The organism is Paraglaciecola mesophila KMM 241 (genome assembly GCF_000315015.1).
Classification (GTDB): domain Bacteria; phylum Pseudomonadota; class Gammaproteobacteria; order Enterobacterales; family Alteromonadaceae; genus Paraglaciecola; species Paraglaciecola mesophila.
The window spans coordinates 60364-81391 of sequence record NZ_BAEP01000003.1 but is presented as its reverse complement, the minus strand read 5'-3'; the positions used below and the strand labels follow the sequence as shown (position 1 = coordinate 81391).

The window sequence follows — 21028 nt, the reverse complement described above, 5'->3', positions numbered from 1 at the left end:
TCCTTACGCCAACTCGACGACATCGATAATTTGCTCTGTACCTTTGCCTGATTTAGCAAGGGTTTCTAATTCCGCTTCTGTCGCGGGTCGAATTTGCGCGCGCTCTTGTACAAACACGACATTCTTATCGCTTTCTTCACTGTTGACGAATTGACGGAAACGTTTACGTGAGGACTCATCTTCGATGGCTGTTTTCCACTCACATTGGTAGGTATCTTTGATGTGTTGCATCTGTTGCTCGAGCTCTTCACCTAAGCCCAGGGAGTCGTTGATAACCACATCTTGCAAATACCCTAACCCGCCTTCGAGGTTCTCTAACCATACTGAGGTGCGCTGTAAACGATCCGCGGTGGCCACATAAAACATCAACACACGATCAATATATTTAACCAAAGTGGCATCATCCAAATCAGTGGCAAATAAATCCGCATGACGAGGTTTCATACCGCCATTACCACAGACGTATAAGTTCCAACCGTTTTCAGTGGCGATAACCCCAATGTCTTTACTTTGGGCTTCTGCGCACTCACGGGTACAACCTGACACCCCAAATTTTATTTTGTGCGGCGCACGTAGACCTTTATAGCGGTTCTCTAAATCGATAGCTTGCCCTACGGAATCTTGTACACCGTAACGACACCATGTATTGCCCACACAAGACTTAACGGTACGTAACGATTTAGCATAGGCATGACCGGTTTCAAAGCCGGCAGCGATTAAGGCTTCCCAGATGGGGGGCAGCTGCTCTACTCGCGCGCCAAACAAATCGATACGTTGACCACCTGTGACTTTGGTATACAAGTTGTACTTTTTCGCGACTTGACCCAATACAATCAGTTTGTCTGGGGTGATTTCACCACCAGCAATACGTGGCACTACCGAGTAGGTACCGTTTTTCTGCATATTGCCTAAGTATGTATCGTTGGTATCTTGCAAGGCTACGTGGGGCTTTTCTAACACAAAGTCATTCCACACTGACGCCATGATAGAGCCCACAGCGGGCTTACAAATTTCGCATCCTAAACCGTGACCGTGTTTTTCAATCAACTCGTCAAAGCTTTGAATTTTGCCCACTTTAACCATGTGGTAAAGCTCTTGGCGGGAATAAGCAAAATGCTCACAAATGTCTTTTTTCACTTCTACGCCGCGTTTGCCCAATTCACTGTCGACCACAGTTTTGAGTAACGCCGAACACCCACCACAACCAGTGCTGGCTTTGGTGCATGATTTAACACTGGCTAAATCGCATGCTCCGCCATCAAAAGCAGCGATAATGTCGCCTTTTGATACGTTGTGACATGAGCAGATAGTCGCGGTTTCAGGCAGCGCATCAGCGCCTAAGCCAACTGCTGGCGCATCGCCAGAGGCGGGCAATATCAAGCTTTCAGGATGCTCAGGTAGGTCAATACCATTTAACGCATATTGCAGAAGCGTGTCGTAATCACCGGTGTCGCCGACCAACACTGCGCCAAGTAGAACGCTTTGCTCATGGTTAACTACCATTTTTTTATACACGCCATCAGGCTGGTTTTCATAAATATAGGTTTGCGCTCCAGGTATACGAGCATGAGCATCGCCAATAGAGCCCACTTCAACGCCCATAAGTTTCAGCTTGGTGCTCATATCTGCGCCTAAAAACTCTACATCGCCACCCGTAATGTGGCTCGCTGCAGCGCGTGCCATGGTGTAGCCTGGGGCAACTAAACCAAAAATGAAGTTATTCCACAGGGCACATTCACCGATGGCATAGATATCTGGCTCAGATGTTAAACAGTGATTATCAACCACGATACCACCGCGTTCGCCGATTTTTATCTCATATTGGCGTGCTAGCGTATCCTGGGGGCGAATACCCGCTGAGAACAAGATCATGTCGGTCTCTAAAAAATCTCCATCGGCAAAGCACATGCGATAACGACTGGTTTGACCCGCTTCAATACGCTGTGTGGCTTTTTGGGTGTGAACTTGTACGCCTAGGGCTTCTATCTTGTCTTTTAATAAACGACCGCCGCCCGTGTCGACTTGCACCGCCATTAACTGCGGTGCAAATTCTACAACGTGAGTTTCAAGACCTGCTTCACGCAGTGCATTTGCCGCTTCTAAACCCAGTAAGCCGCCCCCCACAACCACACCGGTTTTACTCACTTTGGCAGAAGCGCTAATGTCTTCTAGGTCTTCAATGGTGCGGTACACCAAACAATGAGGTTGATCGTTACCTTCTATTGGAGGCACAAACGGATATGAGCCAGTGGCCATAATGAGTTTGTCGTAAGCGAAAACCTGACCGGATTTGGTTTTAACAAACTTACCTAGCTTATCGATGTCGACCACTGCGGCATCAAGGTGAAAATCAACACCTAGTGCTTCATATTGCGCTGGCGTGGTTAAGGCAAGATCGTCCGCTGTCTTACCAGAGAAGTATTCCGACAAATGCACCCGGTCGTAAGCGAGTCTTGGCTCAGCTGATAAAACAGTGACTTTATAGATAATAGAAGGGTCGGTTTTGCCGTGATTAGTGATTTGCTCAACAAAATGGTGGCCCACCATTCCGTTTCCTACCACGACTATATTGACTGTATTTGCTGACATGTTGGTCCCCTGAACGAAGTGTTTACTCAACTAATTTTGCCCATAAAAAAAGCCCACACGACTGAATGCTGACAGTCTTAGTGGGCTTCTTTGCCTGTTCGATGCTTGGCGTTAATTGCCGGCACGGTACATAAATGTGTTTATCGCGAATGGTATTCGCTTTCTAGAACGAGTTCAGTTGAATTAATGCAGGATCATTGCCAAATATTAATTCCTTATAATTCATATGGTTATAAATCACGATATGCAAACTGCATTTTATGACGCTCTAACTTGGTGCAAAACATCTAAAATGGAGCAAAGTCCATGGGAGGGCTCTCCTATTAATTGTGTACAGAAAATGTGTGCAGAAATTGTGTGCAGAACACGCAACGCTTTAAGTTAGCTATGCAACCCCAATCGCTGTCAACTATCGATTGATTGCACATTGTTTGCCCAAACAACTCTATACAGGGGATTTTTTGTTCCTTTGTCGGCTTAAAAGCGGCACACTGAGTGATTAACGATTAGGTTATCTGTGCTCACTAAACGCTTTTTTAACTCATTAAGCCTAACGAGTCCTAAGAAGCCGATTATTTATCTCGTAAAGGAAGACTATTGATCATGTCACTATTTCGCTCGGCTTTTTACTCAGTTTCTGTGCCTCTAATTGCTGCCATCTCGTTGTTCACCACCACGGTGGACGCCGCTTCAGTATGGAAGGTCACCTCTGGTGACAACAGCTTATACATTGGCGGTACTATTCATATTTTGGCCCCAGAGGATTACCCCTTACCCAGTGAATATGAAACTGCCTATAAACACGCTTCAACCCTAGTGTTTGAAACAGATATGGCTGCAGTGAAAAGCGTTGAGTTCCAGCAAAAAATGTTAGGAATGATGACTTACACGGATGGTCGCTCACTCAAAGACGACTTATCACAACAAAGTTACCAGAAGCTCGAAACGCATTTAGCCCAGCGAGGTATGCCGATCGCGCAAATGGCGGCAATGAAGCCGAGCCTTATCAGTATTACCCTGAGTATTATCGAACTACAAAGCCTTGGCTTTACAAGTGAAGGCGTTGACCAATTTTACTCTGACAAAGGCACTCAGGCTGGCAAAACCATTCAATGGCTTGAAACCCCAGATGAGCAATTGAGTTTTCTCGCCAATTTGGGAGGTGACGACAACGACGCCTTGATTGAATACACCTTGCGAGACATTAAGAAAATGCCCGCCTTAATAGGTGACATGCGCACCAGCTGGCGCGAAGGCGATATGCAGAAAATGGCAGACATCAGTATTGTGCCTTTTAAACAAGACTACGCACAAATATACCAGGATTTGATTGTCACCAGAAACGCCAACTGGATGCCACATATAGAAGATATGCTAAAAACGTCGAACGTAGAATTTATTATGGTCGGTGCAATGCACCTTGCGGGCGATGACAGCGTATTAAAGCAGTTAAAAGCGCAGGGCTACAGCGTTGAAAAATTATAGCTAAGCACAAAACAGCCAATATTTACCATGGCGCTATCTATTAGGACCCTATTTATCAGGAAAGTATGCCCTCTATTACGCCCCCGACATTAACCAAAGGACTCGCCTTGCGTTACGCGAGGCAAATTTTATTACCAGGCATTGACCTTGATGGCCAAGAAGCACTCATGGGTTCAAAGGTTTTGATGATTGGTGCAGGCGGTTTGGGCTGCGCTGCCGCACAATATGTTGTCAGTTCAGGCATAGGCGAAATCACCTTGGTGGATGATGACAAGGTTGAGCTATCAAATTTACATCGCCAGATATTGCATCATGAACGAGACGTAGGCATTAAAAAAGTCGATTCAGCGAAGGCAAGCTTATTGGCTAATAACAGCCAGTGCGTTATCAACACCATTGACGAACGGCTTGATGATAAGACGCTGAGTCAGCAAATAAGCCAGCATAATGTGGTACTGGATTGTACTGACAATTTAGCCACTCGCCAGCAAATTAATAGACTTTGTTTCGCTCATAAGGTGCCTTTAATAAGCGGCGCAGCGATCCGCTTTGAAGGCCAAGTCAGCACGTACCTTATGGATAACCACAGCCCTTGCTACCAATGCTTGAGCCAGATTTTTCCAGAGCAGCAACTAAGCTGCATGGAAGCTGGCGTAATACCTCCGTTAGTTGGCGTTGTAGGCAGCATGCAAGCGTTGGAAGCAATTAAATATCTCACGGGTGCTGGCGAACTGCTAAGTGGTATATTGCAGCTGTTCGATGCTAAATCCTCGCAATTCCAGCGGTTTTCTATCCTTAAGAACCCCCACTGTAGCGTTTGCTCCAAAACGGGCTAGTTCAGCTAGATACAAACAACAAAACGGTAAATTCATAAACATAACTACTTGCAGTTTTATTTCATGTTTAGCCTTTCGTTACGTTGCCCTTGTCAGTAATATTAGTCGGCTAAGAAATTCCTCGAATAAGTAGTCTTTTATGATAATAACCAGTTGCGACACCCCAGGTTTATTACCTTTATCACAGGCGCTAGATGCAATGCGCGGCGTTATTTCACCCGTGACTGAGCATGAACAATGCGACTTAATGCAGGCTCGAGGGCGTATTTTAGCCGAAGACGTTATTTCTCAAGTAAATGTTCCCCCTAGCGACAACTCCGCCATGGACGGTTATGCCATGATAGCTGCGGACTTGCAGCTAAAAGATACCTTGGAATTAGTCGGCACAGCCTTCGCAGGTATCCCTTATGAAGGCACTGTGAATACAGGCCAATGCGTGCGCATTATGACCGGCGCTATTATTCCAAACGGGACTGATGCCGTGGTGATGCAAGAAAATACCGCTGTGTCAGATGTCGACCCCCAACACATTCAATTTATGCAATCGCCTAAAGCAGGTAACAGTGTGCGAAGAGCAGGAGAAGATATTAGCCACGGAGCGGCAGTACTGAAGGCTGGGACGCGCTTAACACCCGCGCATTTATCTTTGTTGGCCTCTGTGGGGATCTCTGCTGCGCCGGTGGTCCGTAAACTTAAGGTGGGCTTAATTGCTACAGGTGATGAGTTGGTATCCCCTGGCAACACGCTTAAAAGTGGGCAAATTTACGAGAGCAATCGCTATGCCCTGCGCGGGATGCTAGAGGAGTTTGGCGCCCATGTGATTGATTTTGGCATAGTAGAAGACAAACGTGAGAGCTTACAGCGCACGTTTAAAGAGGCTGACACGCATTGTGACATCGTTCTTTCTTGTGGCGGCGTGTCCGTCGGTGATGCTGATTATGCTAAAGACGTTTTGCAAAGTATAGGCAGTGTTAATTTTTGGAAAGTGGCTATTAAACCCGGCAAACCCTTTGCGTTTGGCAAGTTAAGCAAAGCGTGGTTCTGCGGCCTTCCTGGCAATCCTGTTTCATCTTACGTCACCTTCGAGCAATTAGTGAAGCCAGTACTTGAAACCCTAAGTGGACAAACTCCCAGTGCGGCTATGCTACTAAATGCCACCGCAGACTGCGACATACGCAAAGTCCCTGGACGTGCTGATTATCAGCGAGGCATATACCGTACAGATCAAGACGGCCAACTGTTCGTCAGCCCCAACGGCAAACAAGGCTCAGGCGTAATGAGCAGCATCGCCCACGCTAATTGTTACATCGTGCTGGCACAAGATGCCGGCAGCGTAGAACAAGGCAGCACAGTGCATATTCAACCTTTTACTTCATTGGCTTACTAGTGACCCTAAAAATCGAATTCAAAGCCCTTGCCCATTTGGCTTGGCCCTTATTAATCGCCCAAGTAACCCAAACGTTAATGGGCGTATCTGACACTATAATGGCGGGGCGTTTTTCCGCTACCGACATGGCCGCTGTGGCCATAGGTTTTAGCTTTACTATGCCTATGCTCGTGTTTATTCAGGGCCTAACGTTGGCACTGCCGCCGATTATTTCCCGCTTCAATGGGGCAAGGCAAATAGATAAAGTTGCTAATGCCAGTTATCAAGTGATGTGGTTAGCATTATTTTTTGCGTTATTGGCACTGCTACTCAGCACCTGTCTGGATTTTTTCTTTTCGTTAATTGAGATGGAAGCAGACCTACGAGTGATTACTATCGATTATGTGCGATATGTACTCTACTCCATGCCGGCATTTGCGTTATACCAAGTGTTACGCAATGTGTGTGAGGGCTTGTCTATCACCAAACCGAGTATGATCATTATGATTATCGGATTGTTGGTGAACATCCCCGCCAACTACGTATTTATATACGGCAAACTCGGCCTACCCGCTTTTGGCGGTGCAGGCTGTGGCATTGCTACTGGCTTGGTGTTTTTGGCCATGATGTTTGCGACTTGGGTGTACACCCTCAATTCTAAAAAGTTACAACAATATGCGCTTTACACCCGAATTTTTGCCCCTAATTTTAAAGACATGTGGGCTAGCCTAAAATTAGGTTTACCCATTGCCTTGACCATTTTATTTGAGGTCACGCTTTTTACTGTCGTCGCAATATTACTGGCACCTTTTGGCTCAACGATTGTCGCAGCGCATCAGGTGGCGCTTAACTTCTCATCACTGATGTTTATGATCCCATTGAGTTTAGGCATGGCGACCAGTATACGAGTGAGTCATCTATTGGGTGAAAACAATCCGTCACAAGCCAAAATGGCTACCCGCGCGGCGCTTTTAATGGGGTTAACTTCTGCCACATTGACAGCAACTATGACCTATTTAGCCCGGGTTCACATTGGGGAACTTTATAGTAACAATGCTGAAGTCATAAACATGGCGGCAGGCCTTATGTTACTAGCAGCTCTATTTCAGTTTTCAGATGCCATACAAGTGGTATCAGCTACTGCTTTACGCGGTTACAAAGACACCGCAGCCATGTTCTATCTTAGTTTCATATCCTATTGGGTAATCGGCATGACGATAGGCTGCATATTAGCCCTCACTGATTGGATAGTCCCGCACATGGCCGCAGCAGGTTTCTGGACTGGCTTCATATGCGGGTTAACCTCAGCGGCAATATTGCTGGGCCTTAGGTTGCGCCACGTGCAGCGCCGTCAGGAAAACATGCCTGTTGAATTGAGCATTTAACCCACTTTACAGCCACCCATTGTTGCTAACATAGGTGGCTGTGATGATAAGTGAAGAAGCTGTGATGATAATATTCATAACTTCACCGATACCGCTGAGTATGAGCAGTACATGGCCCAACCTAAAAGCAAAACTGAAATGCTGAGTTTAATTGAAGCTTTAGACAGCGACTTTGCACCGCACAGCGCTGTCAGTTATTAAAACAGCAGCATATATTACTGGGATTTATCATTGAAAAGACCGCGCATGATACCTAAAAAAGTCGATTGCATAAGCGTATCACCGCTAAATTGGGCCTGAACAGAAGGTGCTTCGGTGGACCAATTAAGATGTCAGCGAATCAAGCTAACTCGTATAAATATGCGGCAAACAAATGAGTCTAATAATAGGCAAGCTTACCTCAGCAAATTCGCTGGCGAAAATGAAAGAGTTGAATCAGGGTTATGGTCGCGGACTGTTCCAATATCCCTGTCGTGAAAAAGACGCTTACGGACACACAAGCTACATAAGTGAAGATGAGATTGCTTTTACCTTGACGTCTAACGGTATGAACATGTCAATAAAGGTTCAGCATTGCTATTTTAAGCACCTACTAGGATGTGCCATTTGATTTTCCTGACTTTGTTTAAACAGCGATTACCTTAACCGAAAGAGAATGAAACCAATACCAAGGTCTGTTTTCGTCAAACCAAATACCGCTTAACATTACCCTCAAAAACGATGGGGCAGTTCTGATAGCAAAGGCCACCGGTCAGGGGTGCTAAATCTAACGCCTTATTCCACCACTGATTTTCGTTTTGAGCCAGCAGGAATAAAAATGCTATTTGCCATTAAAGGGGAAAACGTTGATTGCACTACCTTTGAGCTCAAACAAGGTGGCGGTAGGTACACGTTTATTGGTGAGTGATGCTCCAAGCACGCGAAGGAAACTCAGGGAGGAACAGTACCAATAATTAATTTTGGCGAGCTCGAGATAAGTAGTGTTCTCGGCGAATAGTGGCAAATTCATTATTCGCAAGAGCATCTCTAACAGCTGTTTCAAACAGGTGTTTTTTATTAAAAAATGGTGAATTTTGACTGATTGTTACGTGATAACTATTGACCTCTATGGGTTGATACTGGGCTAGAACGATGACATCTTGCAGCCCCATATCGCTTAAAAATGGTAACGCACTTTCTTGAAAATGAATGAAAGTGTCAATTCTACCTTTCTTTAACAGCTCTATCTTTTGCGAAAGCGTCGATACGGGAACCATTATCAAGTCTGTTTCTTGGTTAAATCTGTCAAAATATTTTGCATTACGAGTCACGCCAATGTTTAATTTTTTTAAATCGGTAAAACTCAGTAACTGACCTATATCGTCTTTACGAACAAAAAATGTATGTCTCAACGTTTCATAACTTGGATTGATATAAACAACTTCATCTTGCGTACCATCCACCCGCTGAAGCCCGACTAACACGTCTAAGTTACCTTCTCGCAGTTCCCTTATTCTTCTAGCAAACGGCATTGGAACAATCTCAACTTCCATATTCATATGCTTAGCAATATTTTTAAGATATTTGACTTGCAAACCATTCATAAACTCTTTGGATACAGAGCTTCTTAGAACGTCCTTACCATGACACAAAGTAGATACGAAGCCCAACAGGGCAATAAGAACCAGGACAACAAATCTCATAATTCAACCAGACAGCGTAAAAATCAGAGTTGATTATCCCCTACCCCAAGCGTTAAACCAACAGCCCAATATTACATAATTACAATTCAACATCGTTTTACGCACACTTTTACTCAAGACCTGCATGAATAAAACGTATTCATGCGTGATTAACACCTTTTTCCCTTTCGTTATGCTTAGCTTAAAGACCAAAGATTTAATGCCTAAAGCTGGATAACAATGCAGGTATTCCTGGGAGCATGCCCACCATAGCCATGACGCTGGTCAATATAACGAACATCACCAATGGAATGATCCAGCGGCTCATGTGCGTCAGCTCTGCGCTTCGCTCTTTGCAACCAATTAGGCCTAAATTATCCAGTAACATAGTGAGTGACCAACCGAATGCGGGATTCACCAATGATGACGCAAACACCACTATAGCAGCGGATTGCGTGGTTTTGCCTTCTCTGGTCATTTCCATTCCGGCTTCAAGCAGTGGTATAAAAACGCCCACGATCAGTGCCACGCAAAGCACAGGCTGCCATATAGCTAGATCCATTGGATATCCCCACACGCCAGCGATAACACAAAACAGCGCGGTTAAAATGGCGCCCGCAGGTATAGGGCGTTTAGCAATAGCAGCTGGCACTATGTAGGTGCCCCAAGACGAGGTGAAATTAGCGCCACCAAAAATAGAGCCAAATGTCTGTCTAACTGATGCACTTAACATGGTGTCATCAATATTCATTTGGACCTTTTCGGTTCGTTGCGGGTAACTAATCTTTTGAAAGACCTGATGCCCCAAAAAGTCTGGCGACCACATGGCTACCGCCAGAATAGCGAACGGCAGTACTACCATAAAGCTCTCTAATGTTGGCATGCCAAGCATCCAGCCTGTATTTTCACCCCACCAGTACATGGGGTTCATATTGGGTAAACCAGGTGCAGTGTGGAATTCAAACGGTGCGCCAAGCGAGAAAGCAACGACTCCACCGATAAGGCAACTTAGTGGCACCGCCAGCCAGCGCTTTTTAAAGTGTTCTAATAAGGCATACAACAAAATGGTTGCAAGAATAACGATAAAGGCAATGTGCGTCATTTGAATGCTTTCTGCCCAAGCAAACAGTTTCTTCACTTGGGAAATAGTACCTATGAAGCCTAAATACAGTAATAGCCCGCCGCAAACACCTTTGCTGGTAAGCCTTGCGAGTAAACTACCGCCCTTGCTAAATGCCAATATCAAACCAAACGCCCCGATTAACAAACCAAACGCCATAGGATGACCCCCTGCGGCCACCACAATGGGGATCAAAGGAATAAGCGGCCCGTGGGTACCTGCAAGATTGGCGGTCGGTAAAATAAACCCAGAGAACAACACAATAAAAACCGAGACGATGAGCAGCTCGTAGCGCACATTCTCAAGCACAAAAGCATCACTTAAGCCTAACGTACCTGCAAAGGTAGCAGCAATAGCGCTGACCATAACCACCTTGCCGATTGTTCCGGCCAGCGCCGGAATAGTGTCTTCAATCTCGAAACGATAATCCCTAAAAGGTAAGTTAGGTCGCCAGCGCTTAGGCTGCATAATTTGCAACTCATGTTCGAGGTATTCATCTCTAGTGTTGAACTCGGAGCTGGGTTTATGCAGATTTTCGTAACTACCGATGGGAGGAATTTGCTCTGTTGTTTCATGAGGTTCAGATCCCGCATCGTCGTGTGTTCTGGTATTCATGTATCTCCTAAAAGCGAGTGAATTGCTGAAAATAAAAATCGCTTTCGTTTAAAGCAAAATTGTACAGAAGTGAAGAATAAATCAAATACCGATGGCTAGCGCATAAGCAAAAGGTCTTATAGAGTAGGTCGAATATTATTAGGGAGATAAAAGGGAAGCGATTTATGAGTGAATACAGTTTTTTGATCGGCATAGGAATGGTATTTATGCTCGGTACTATGAGTCCTGGTCCTAGTTTTATATTGGTGGCTACAACTGCGGTCAGCAAATCGAAAATGCAAGGATTTGGTGTCACGTTAGGCCTCGCCATAGGTGCCGCTATTTTCGCGCTTTTAGCGATATACGGCTTGTACGCTATTTTACAGGCAGTGCCATCGATGTATGTAGCTTTAAGAGCGCTTGGAGGAGCGTACTTGCTTTATCTGGCTTATAAAATGTGGAAACGCGCTGCTGAACCGATGAAGCTGATAGCACCTGAGGAGGCAAACACAACAAACTTTTTAAAAGCGGTGCTATTGGGGTTAACGACCCAGTTAAGTAACCCGAAAACAGCCATCATTATTGGTAGCATTTTTGCCGCTCTTTTGCCAAAAGAAACCCCAGCATATTCCGAGGTACTCCTGTGCTTACTCGCGTTCACTGGCGATATTGTTTGGTACTCTTTGGTCGTACTTTTACTCTCGACGAAGAGAGCCCAACATGCTTACTTACGATTCAAACGACACATAGACAGATTGGCAGGCGGATTATTAGGTCTCTTAGGCGTAAAGCTGATCATCGATTAACCTGCTCGTAAAATAAGTAAACTTAGAGCAACGAGAAAGCCGGAAAAGATAAATCACCTCTAAAGCAAAGCTTACTTACTATCGTTCTGCGCTTTTTTCGCTTTTATCGATTCTGCTATCTCCTTGAATTCATAGGTTGGGTAGATATCCGTATCGAAAATTCCCCACGCTGACTTCTCAATAGCAAGATTGAGGGTGCGCAAATCTTTAGGGTGAATGTTAACTGTAATTACCTGTCCTAACCCCATCATCACGTACCAAGACTCAATCTCAATACCCTTAGGCGGGAAAGACTGCCAGAACCGATTTTCATCCATTTTCTGTTGTAGCTCGGTCAAGCTTTTGTCTTGCTGATGTTTTAGCACCACAGTGACAAGAATTTTATCGCTGTCGATGGTGTAATCGTCATTCGCAGCAGCCGTTAAAGACACGCCGTAAAAACAAAAAACGGCCATGAGTACAGACCTCAGATATTTTTTCATAGAGCAACCTTGTGAGTAACGTGAGATGGAATCTTGTTATGTTACCAGCAAAATGAGGAATCCGGATTTGCTTATCCAAATGCCTTTATTCTACTTAAGTATATGACAACATTAAGTAAAGATTCCTCTAATATTAGCGTTATTATTCGCATGAAGTGACCGACCGATTTGAACCAAGAAAGGCTTGAAGCCAAACAATTTGACTCCAACGCTAGTCTACTAAGGCCAGTTGCCTATTTCCTTGCATTTCTTTATGTTGTTTTGACTGTGGCGCATGTCTTCTTATTGCAAGAATCTTTCAAGTGGATTTTGATTCCAGTAGCGCTAGTAACTGCCGCGATTAATACAGCCGTTGGTTTTCGCGCAAACTATATCGATCCGACTCGCAAAGAAGTTACCCTTTTATTACTTATATTTTTAGCCAGTGCAAATAGCTTTTTGCATCTATGGTTATCTCAAGCGCCTGAGCAAACTACCAACACATTCGTCACCATCATTGCGTCTGGTATCGTTTTGTCACATCGTGCTCTGTGGTGTAGTGCTGTAATGTTTAATTGGGTTGGATGGATAGTTATCAGTAATGTTCTACAAATGGCTCTCATTCAACATTTTTTCTTTGCGATGGCCATGAGTACCTTACTCAGTTGGTTTGCTCATTTAGCTCGGAAGAACTTGGTGGGAAAACAAACAGAGCTTGAACGCGAACGAGATATCGCCCTTGAACACGAGAAAGAAGCGAAAGCCGCCACGGAGGCTAAAAGTGCTTTTTTGGCTAATATGAGTCATGAAATTCGTACGCCGATGAACGGTGTCATTGGCATGATTGAATTGGTCTCGCAAACAAAGCTTGAAAAAGTGCAGCAAGATTACATCGCAACAGCAAAGCGCAGTGCTGACTCACTAATGGTGATCATTAACGACATTCTCGATTTTTCTAAAATTGAGGTGGGTGAGCTAACCATTGAGTTGGTGGAATTTGATATTGAGCAATTTTTTTCAGAATTGGTCCACGACCAACAATTTCAAGCGAGCAAAAAAGGACTGAAACTGTCGCTTATAAAAGAAGAATTACAACACACCAAAGTGGTTGGTGATCCCTATCGCATACGGCAAATTATGAATAATCTATTGTCAAATGCTATAAAATTTACCCAGGCTGGCCATATACATGTGCGTTTTAGCTTGACTTGCTCAGGTGACGACTTGCAGTTGCACTGCGCTGTGACTGACACAGGCATAGGCGTGAGTGATGAGGCGTTGCCTTATCTCTTTGATTCATTCACTCAAGCTGACACATCAACGACCAGAAAGTTTGGTGGAACAGGGCTGGGTTTATCGATTTCAAAACAGCTCTGTGCCTTGATGGGTGGAGACATAAGAGTACATAGTCAATTAGATAAAGGTTCAACCTTCGAATTCTGTGTCAAACTCGCCTCCCCACAATTTTCAAATACTGAACAAGAGGAACCTAACGCGGCTTTAACATTTCCAAACGCTCAAGTCTTATTGGTTGAAGATAACTTTATCAATCAAGAGGTTATGCTGGCTATATTACATGGGCTAGCCGTACAAGTGTACATTGCTAATGATGGCCTTGAGGCAATTTCTACCTTGAAGCGTTGCCAGAAAACACGTTTCGACCTCATTCTTATGGATTGCCAAATGCCAAACCTTGATGGCTATGAAACCACTAAACGCATTCGCGCTGGCGAAGCGGGTGAGTTATTTAAAAGCATTCCCATCGCCGCGCTCACGGCGAACGTGCTAGATAGCGAACGCTTAAAATGTTTCGAATCAGGAATGAACGAGTATTTGACTAAACCTGTCGATTTTGACGCACTGAAATCGATTTTGTACAAATACCAACACGCTAATCTTGAGCAGTAATACAAAATTATCTGTCGAGGTTAGTAGCGGAATAAAGCGAAAAACCTACTTAGCTACCGATAGCTGAAAAGCGCTACACGCGCCACTCAGCGCATCATTTTGTATTGGTTACTAGGCTTGTTTTTTCCAGTTCAACAAGGTTTGAATATGCCCAGTAGATGCAGCAATTAAATAACTCGCTTGCAAATAGCCCTTCATTTTAAAATCTTCTAGTGCTTGCCCCTTTAATTCAGCGAGTTTCGCTTCATTAATATTGTATAGACCGTCGAAGCGCTTTTGCTGACCGTCTTTAAGGGTAATACTCAGTTGCAACTCTTCGATTAAGTCCTGCTCGAGCAACGCATTGATGAAGACCTCCGTACGGTTGTTTCCTGACATGAGTTGGCCTAGCAAATCAACCATTTGGGTCAGATAAGCACTGGCGTTACCTTGCTCGTCAAATAAACGCTCACCTTGCTCAGTATTGACCCTAGCGCTGTCCATATCCAGTGTCAGTACGGTATTATCGCTTGTGGGCTTGGCGCCGTTTTCTGTCACCCCCACCAAGAACGGCTGGCGTCTTAAATGAATAGGCACATAATGAGTGCGCCATTCATTATTTTGCAAAAATAAGTTTTCCCCCGCTTCGAATCCCGTCAACACATTTAGACCAAATTGCCCTGTATTATTGTCTTTCAAAAAACAAATAGGATACGCAAGGGCAAGCGCCCTCACCTCATCGGCTATCACTGGAATAAAGTGCACATTCTCGCCGTACTCTGCGCCCCTCTGCGTTTTGATTAGGGTTTTACTATGCTGTTTATAATCGATTAGTACTGGCTGGGCCACTGCCGCCTCCTAGTTATGCTTGTTTGCTGACTATCTGGGAGTCATGTCGGATTGAAAAAGTTTACACTTTTTGTAACCCGTACTGATGAATTTTATTTATTAACGCCCGGTTACTGGGTAATGTTTTCAGCATTTGCTGAATCTGTTGCGTGTTTTTTTGGCGCAAACTACTGGCTTTTTGTTTGTACACTTCTGACATGCCTAGCGCACTGGCTTGCGTATCAAACCCCATGCCGTAAAGGACGTACTGATAGCTGGCAGCAGGGAACACCTCTATCGCATGTTCAAAATCATTATGCCAAGGCGGTTGATATTGCCATAGCGTTAATTGGTCTTGCAGGCTTTGAGGGATGCTTGCTGAGTCACGATTGTCTATCCAAAAAGCTGAGTCATTGCGCTTACTCAGCATATAATGCAGCTTCAAGAAATCGATAATACGGTCCCATCGATACAAGAACGTGCTGTTGAAGCGCTGGGCAACAATTTCCATCGCATCCCGCGTCGCCGGGAATTGATCAGCGATCATTGACGCTGATATCTCCACTAGTAACAAAGACGATGCTTCTAAGGGCTCAAGGAACCCAGCGGATAAGCCAATGGCAACGCAGTTCTGGTGCCAAAATTTTACTCTGTGGCCTGGATTTAAGGGAATTCTGCGAATATCAGCTTCATTGACGTGGCCACCCGTTTGGGCGATATAGTTGAGCAGCTCTTCACTCGCTTGTTCCTCAGTAGTATGGGCGCTGGAATAAACATGCCCCACCCCGCGCCTATTTTGTAAGCCAATATCCCACACCCACCCAGCACTCTGCCCGGTTGATATGGTATGCGAAGCAATAGGCGCATCTTCGCTCTCGTAAGGCACGTGGATGGCCAAAGCTTGATCAACAAACAATACATCTTTGCAGGACTTAAAACCGACCTTGAAATGCTCTCCAAGCAGCAATGACTTAAAGCCTGTGCAATCAATAAACAGATCGCCGCTGATATCGCCGTTGGTGGTAGTAGACACACTGGCAATATCACCATTTTCAGCGGCGTTGATCGCTGTTACGTTATCCAGAACATGGCGCACGTTCAGTTTTTCAGTGCAGTGTTGTTGCAAGAAGACTGAAAAACGCCCCGCATCTAAATGATAAGCATAATTGATAATGGACGTGTATTCGGCGGTCGCGATAGATTTTGGTGCTAGCCCGACTTCACATACCGCCTCTTGCGGGCTGACCGCTTGCGAAAAAGACTGTTCGAACGGGCGCTCCATCCAGTGACGGGCAAGATTAGTGCTGTCAAAGTCTTGCGGTAACACCAGTGGGTGATAATAAAAATCATCTTCAGCACCTGTGACCCACTTAGCAAATTTAGCCCCTTGCTTGAACGATACATTACACTGGCGAATAAAATCGGTCTCTCTAACTCCCATCGCCTTTAGCGTGCGACGCATAGTAGGCCAAGTTCCCTCGCCCACACCTATGGGTTTCACATCAGGTGATTCCACTAAGGTAATATTAAAACCATCAGCATGTTCGCTTTGAAGTTTGGCGGCTATTGTGCCAGCGGTTATCCACCCTGCGGTGCCCCCGCCTACGATAACAATCGATTTTATTGCTTGTGCCATATGATTCTCCAGAGGGCTTATTCTCTTACTAGGGCGTGTTGATCTTTGCTGTATGAATTTCGGTCTAAATGGAGCGTTTTAATCGCGAAACAGTCCTGCGGGCTTAGAGGGCTAAGTCAAAGGTCTGTGACAAAGAGTAAAATACTTCCATGACGACCCTTTCGGGCAGCGCCTGTGTGCTGTTTATATCGCGTTGAATGGTGTTGATTTAGCCCACTAGACCTTCAACCACTCGCCTTGCCTAAACAGCACACAGGCCGCTGCAAAAATAAGCAGAAAAGATCAACACGCCCTAACCTAAAAGGTAGTAAAACACTTTGCAGATGATAAAAGCCATGCTTTTCATCGATAAAAAAGCCGCCCATAAAGGCGGCCCTATTCAATGCTTATAGCGTCGGCTCAATATTCACGTGCATGTTCACCGGAACGCTCTGTGGTGCCACTCCTACCATTTACCACTGATACCAAAGCTGAAACGTGGGCCATATTGCTCAGCAGAAATCAGTTGCTCTTGGAAGCGGCCGTGACGACGAACCGTTTCATCTGTCAGATTTAAGCCATCAACATAAACGGTAAACGTTTCGTTTATCTCGTAGTTTATACTTAAATCCCATTGCCCATAGGCCTCGGTAAACGTTGGCTCAGTACCAAGAGACAATAAGAAGTCATCGCGCCAGTTATAAGCCACCCGCACTTGAAGCTTCTCATTTTCGTAGAAGCCCACTAAGTTACCTGAATCACTTAAGCCCGTTAATGCAATCGTTTGATCAAAGTCATATGGGTCAAATGACTCATCGCTGTCCACCAAGGTATAGTTGGCAACGGCACCAAACCCGGTGTCGGAGAACATATATTGCGCATTTAATTCCCAGCCATCGACTTCACGGTTTTGTAAGTTATCTGGTGTCGCCACATCGAATATCACGATAGGGTCAGACGCTTGACTTAAGCAAGCAGGGTTTGGCGTATCAGATGAGTCAGGGCAACCAGGACGTGGATTGATACTTGGGTCACGCAATGGATTGCCATTCACATCATTAATTGCGCGCTGTTCAACACCGGCGCCGATGAAGTTTTCCACGAATTTTTTGAAGTAGCCTACAGAGGCATAACTGCCATCATCGTCATACCATTCAATAGAGAAGTCGAAGTTATCTGAGGTGATTGGCAGCAAATTAGGGTTACCTTGTGATGCGTTAAAAGGTCCTTCTGGTCTAGCGTTAATATTGGTAGCTGGGAACATTGCACTTATTCCAGCACGGGCCAAGGTGCGACTGTAAGAGAAGCGGGTTTTTAATTCCCCCGTCAGCTCCATACTGAAATCAAGATTAGGTAGTATACGTGTATAGTTACCATCCAGCTCTTGAGCCGTTGCTGTGGTATCAAACACTGGGCGCAATTCCTCAGCGTGGCGATAATTCAGGGCAATAATGCCTGGCTGAACTGAATAAGCACTTACGTCAGTGTCTTCGTAGCGTACCCCTACATTTAAATCGATGGGGAAATCGTTGAACTCGGTTCTGAAATCGAACGATACGTACAATGCGGTGGTTTCTTCATTAACCCCGTTCGTCGTCACGTCAGGCGCAAGAAATAAACCTTGGTCCCTAACAATATCGACAAATGTATTTGCACTGAACTTCGGAATGTATGGAAACAATTCATTTGCACCAGAGAATTGGTCGGCAAAACCACCTAAAGGTTCAAACGTAAGGCCAAGATCATCAAGAGGAATATCAACAAATGAGAAACGTTCAGAAAGATAAGTATCTACTTGATAATCAGTGTACATAACGCCGAAATTAATCGCTGCTAGTGCGCCATCTTCGATGTTTTCCCACTTACCGTTTACCTGATACTGCTTTATATTATTTTCCATCTCGTAACCACGTAACTGGTACAAATCTGACACTATGTTGTCAGGGTTATACGCGCCACCTGGTAAACCTGAATCATCCACTGTAATGGAAGGAATATCCCCACTGAAATTAGCCCCAATGGAGGCGACAGAGCCAGATGGGTTTTTTAAGTTAGCCAATGTTTCCGCTGTTTGGCCATCAGGGTTAGAATGTGATGTAGAGTCATGGGCATCAAATGTTAAATTAAGCGATTCCGTTGCTTGCCACTTCAGATTAAAACCAACCGAGTCATTTTCTTTTTTCTCGTAACGCTCCCACGCCCAAAAATTAAGTTCGTCGTTCACATTGGTGATATTCACTAACGTTCCATTTTCATCCGCAACACCTGCAGGGTTATCAAACCAAAATGCCTGCTTGTTTGTGAAACTGGTTTCTTCGAAGCGTGACATGGTGTAATCCAAGGTCGCCTCAATATCTTCATTTGGCGCGAACTGCAATACTAATTGAGCGTTTTGCCGCTCACGCTCAGTATCAAAGCGTTCTATTTCGGGCGTCCACGGTACCCAATATGCCCCTGTTGGGTTATTGGTTGTGTTGATAGCACTGGTGTCTACACCATCTGGGTTTGCGCGGTTACGAACCCACCCTGATGAAGTACCTACACGGTCGCGGCCGCTGTCACGCTCTGAATGAGATGCCGACAACAAAACACCAAACTTACCATCAGCAAAGGTTTGACTAATCATGCCAGAGATTTCTGGGGTGATGCTGCTACCTGTGTCTACACTGGAGTCATGTACTCCTTTAGCACTGACGAACGCCTTAAAACCGTCATAATCAAACGGTTTGGCAGTACTAATATCGATTGTTGCACCTATACCACCCGAGGCCACATTTGCTTTACCGGTTTTAAATACTGAGACCCCTGACACGCTTTCTGAGGCGATTTCTCGAAAGTTAAAGCTTCGTGAAACTCCAGCCTCTTGTAACGCGGAAGAATTAGGCATTTGGCGACCATTTAAAGTCACTAAGTTAAAATCTGGCCCGAAACCACGAACGGTCACCTTGTTACCTTCGTTATTAGCGCGATCTATGGAAACACCACTAATACGCTGCAGTGACTCGGCTAAGTTGGTGTCCGGTAATTTACCAATGTCTTCTGCTGAAATGGCATCAACTACACCTGACGATTCTTGCTTGATCGACGCTGATTTGCTTAGCGCACTTCTAATACCAGTCACATTGATGACTTCGAGATCAGCGTCATCAGTTGCTGCGGACTCCTGCTGTGCATAAACGTTAGCGGATGACACTAACATCGCCATGCATATGGCATTCAGTTTAAATTTTGTGTTACTCATTTCGTGCACCTCAAAAAACATTGTAAATTCAGAATGAATCAGTTTTAGTCGTTTTTGCCACATAACCAAACCAATATTGTCATCAACAGCATTGTTAACAATTCACAAACAATAATAAAGTTTGTGCTGATAAGTCAATCTAAATCAACATTATTTTTACAAATAAATCGAGGGATTTTAAGCATTGCGTAAAAGAGCACATGCCAACGAGAGTCATTTATTACACACTTAAAAATACGTTTAGAATTGCTTATTATTACTAACCTTCTGAAATTAGTAGATATAAAATTGCAATAACCGAATCAGCCTTACAACAACTTAGTCGTTTTTAATGTGATACGAGTGATTAACAGCGCAATTGTTAACAGAAGAAAGTTAATACTAAGCGAACGTTCTATGTTTAGTTGTCACGTGTTATAGCAGAAGGCGGAGGAAGAGAGAGATTAAAAGCGTCGAATCAAAAAGTAAGGAATCTAAAAAGCCGCTTCAAAAAGCGGCTTAGAATTTAGCACGTATCTTACTTACGTAACGCGGCTAGCCTCACTATTTTATATTCTTGCGAATACTGGAAATAGCGAGTTTCAAATCATTTTTACGTAGTGCATCAACAATATGGCGATGCTCGTCAACCAAGGTTTGCGAGTTACGAATACGTTGATAATTCATGCGCATTCTGAGCACCACCGGGTACCATAAATTGGTTAAGTCTTCACCGCCCGCTAAACCAACGAAATACTTGTGAAACTCAATATCTGTTTTGGTTAACTCAGTGAATTCCTCTTTATCGAAATGCTCTTGCATCTTATCAATAATGGCGTCCATTTGCGCCAAGTCCGCTTCAGATATGTTGTTTTCCAATTGCTTCACTGCATGCTCTTCAATCTTACGACGAATTTCAATACTCAGTTTTTGCAACTCAGGAGTCAGTGGACTGCTCACTGATGAGCCTACATTATCCTTGCTAACAAGTAAGCCTTCCTTAGTTAATTTGATCAATACATCTCTGATCGGACCACGTGAAGTGCCAAATCGTTCAGCCAGCTTCTGCTCATTTAATTTGGCATTTGGCTCCAACTCGCCAGAGATGATATCCGAACGAAGTACATCAGCAATCTGCTCTCTGACGGAAAGAATTTTATTAGATTTCATAAGTT

General features: G+C 44.6%; 15 protein-coding genes. 7 read left to right on the top strand and 8 right to left on the bottom strand.

The window, feature by feature from the left end:
• Window positions 1–3: 3 nt before the first annotated feature.
• Window positions 4–2589: a nitrite reductase large subunit NirB gene (nirB, locus tag GMES_RS00345; RefSeq protein WP_039986142.1), complete on the bottom strand. Its 2586-nt coding sequence runs from the start codon at window positions 2587–2589 to the stop codon at window positions 4–6.
• Between the two features lie 603 nt (window positions 2590–3192).
• Between nirB and GMES_RS00340 the strand changes: the two genes are divergently transcribed.
• From GMES_RS00340 to GMES_RS00320, 5 genes are all read left to right on the top strand, one after another.
• Window positions 3193–4074, top strand: coding sequence for a TraB/GumN family protein (locus GMES_RS00340; protein WP_006990537.1), 882 nt, complete (start codon window positions 3193–3195; stop codon window positions 4072–4074).
• Window positions 4075–4139: 65 nt separating this feature from the next.
• Window positions 4140–4910: a molybdopterin-synthase adenylyltransferase MoeB gene (gene moeB / locus GMES_RS00335; RefSeq protein WP_006990536.1), complete on the top strand. Its 771-nt coding sequence runs from the start codon at window positions 4140–4142 to the stop codon at window positions 4908–4910.
• A 142-nt stretch (window positions 4911–5052) separates the two neighbouring features.
• Window positions 5053–6297, top strand: a complete 1245-nt coding sequence (gene moeA / locus GMES_RS00330) for a molybdopterin molybdotransferase MoeA (protein WP_039986155.1) — start codon at window positions 5053–5055, stop codon at window positions 6295–6297.
• Complete coding sequence (locus tag GMES_RS00325) at window positions 6297–7661, top strand: MATE family efflux transporter (protein ID WP_006990534.1); 1365 nt, start codon at window positions 6297–6299, stop codon at window positions 7659–7661. Before moeA ends, GMES_RS00325 begins: the two co-directional genes overlap by 1 nt.
• Before the next feature lie 373 nt (window positions 7662–8034).
• Entirely contained in the window at window positions 8035–8271 is a 237-nt protein-coding gene (locus GMES_RS00320) for a hypothetical protein (RefSeq protein WP_033187727.1), read from the top strand.
• Between the two features lie 343 nt (window positions 8272–8614).
• Here GMES_RS00320 and GMES_RS00315 read toward each other — a convergent pair whose 3' ends face one another.
• A complete protein-coding gene (locus GMES_RS00315; protein ID WP_006990531.1) occupies window positions 8615–9244 on the bottom strand; it encodes a substrate-binding periplasmic protein in 630 nt (209 codons plus the stop codon).
• A 295-nt stretch (window positions 9245–9539) separates the two neighbouring features.
• On the bottom strand, window positions 9540–11057 hold the full coding sequence (locus tag GMES_RS00310; RefSeq protein WP_006990530.1) for a DUF3360 family protein: 1518 nt from the start codon (window positions 11055–11057) through the stop codon (window positions 9540–9542).
• A 164-nt stretch (window positions 11058–11221) separates the two neighbouring features.
• On the opposite strand from GMES_RS00310, the gene GMES_RS00305 reads away from it, so the two are divergent.
• Window positions 11222–11842 (top strand): LysE family translocator, encoded by a 621-nt coding sequence (locus GMES_RS00305; RefSeq protein WP_006990529.1) that lies wholly within the window; start codon window positions 11222–11224, stop codon window positions 11840–11842.
• 71 nt (window positions 11843–11913) lie between these two features.
• On the opposite strand, the gene GMES_RS00300 is transcribed toward GMES_RS00305, so the two are convergent.
• Complete coding sequence (locus GMES_RS00300) at window positions 11914–12324, bottom strand: hypothetical protein (protein ID WP_033187723.1); 411 nt, start codon at window positions 12322–12324, stop codon at window positions 11914–11916.
• A gap of 168 nt (window positions 12325–12492) precedes the next feature.
• Between GMES_RS00300 and GMES_RS00295 the strand changes: the two genes are divergently transcribed.
• Window positions 12493–14211, top strand: a complete 1719-nt coding sequence (locus GMES_RS00295; RefSeq protein WP_006990526.1) for an ATP-binding protein — start codon at window positions 12493–12495, stop codon at window positions 14209–14211.
• Window positions 14212–14322: 111 nt separating this feature from the next.
• Here GMES_RS00295 and GMES_RS00290 read toward each other — a convergent pair whose 3' ends face one another.
• From GMES_RS00290 to GMES_RS00275, 4 genes are all read right to left on the bottom strand, one after another.
• Window positions 14323–15039, bottom strand: a complete 717-nt coding sequence (locus GMES_RS00290; protein ID WP_006990525.1) for a SapC family protein — start codon at window positions 15037–15039, stop codon at window positions 14323–14325.
• A 61-nt stretch (window positions 15040–15100) separates the two neighbouring features.
• Complete coding sequence (locus tag GMES_RS00285; protein ID WP_006990524.1) at window positions 15101–16654, bottom strand: tryptophan halogenase family protein; 1554 nt, start codon at window positions 16652–16654, stop codon at window positions 15101–15103.
• A 445-nt stretch (window positions 16655–17099) separates the two neighbouring features.
• Entirely contained in the window at window positions 17100–19874 is a 2775-nt protein-coding gene (locus GMES_RS00280) for a TonB-dependent receptor (RefSeq protein WP_006990522.1), read from the bottom strand.
• 543 nt (window positions 19875–20417) lie between these two features.
• A complete protein-coding gene (locus tag GMES_RS00275; protein WP_006990521.1) occupies window positions 20418–21023 on the bottom strand; it encodes a GntR family transcriptional regulator in 606 nt (201 codons plus the stop codon).
• Window positions 21024–21028 lie beyond the last annotated feature (5 nt).

Bases quoted from the DNA above. Each gene is read 5' to 3' on its own strand.
- nirB (WP_039986142.1), bottom strand. From the start codon at position 2,589: ATGTCAGCAAATACAGTCAATATAGTCGTGGTAGGAAACGGAATGGTG.
- GMES_RS00340 (WP_006990537.1), top strand. From the start codon at position 3,193: ATGTCACTATTTCGCTCGGCTTTTTACTCAGTTTCTGTGCCTCTAATT.
- moeB (WP_006990536.1), top strand. From the start codon at position 4,140: ATGCCCTCTATTACGCCCCCGACATTAACCAAAGGACTCGCCTTGCGT.
- GMES_RS00320 (WP_033187727.1), top strand. From the start codon at position 8,035: ATGAGTCTAATAATAGGCAAGCTTACCTCAGCAAATTCGCTGGCGAAA.
- GMES_RS00315 (WP_006990531.1), bottom strand. From the start codon at position 9,244: ATGAATGGTTTGCAAGTCAAATATCTTAAAAATATTGCTAAGCATATG.
- GMES_RS00310 (WP_006990530.1), bottom strand. From the start codon at position 11,057: ATGAATACCAGAACACACGACGATGCGGGATCTGAACCTCATGAAACA.
- GMES_RS00305 (WP_006990529.1), top strand. From the start codon at position 11,222: ATGAGTGAATACAGTTTTTTGATCGGCATAGGAATGGTATTTATGCTC.
- GMES_RS00300 (WP_033187723.1), bottom strand. From the start codon at position 12,324: ATGAAAAAATATCTGAGGTCTGTACTCATGGCCGTTTTTTGTTTTTAC.
- GMES_RS00285 (WP_006990524.1), bottom strand. From the start codon at position 16,654: ATGGCACAAGCAATAAAATCGATTGTTATCGTAGGCGGGGGCACCGCA.
- GMES_RS00280 (WP_006990522.1), bottom strand. From the start codon at position 19,874: ATGAGTAACACAAAATTTAAACTGAATGCCATATGCATGGCGATGTTA.
- GMES_RS00275 (WP_006990521.1), bottom strand. From the start codon at position 21,023: ATGAAATCTAATAAAATTCTTTCCGTCAGAGAGCAGATTGCTGATGTA.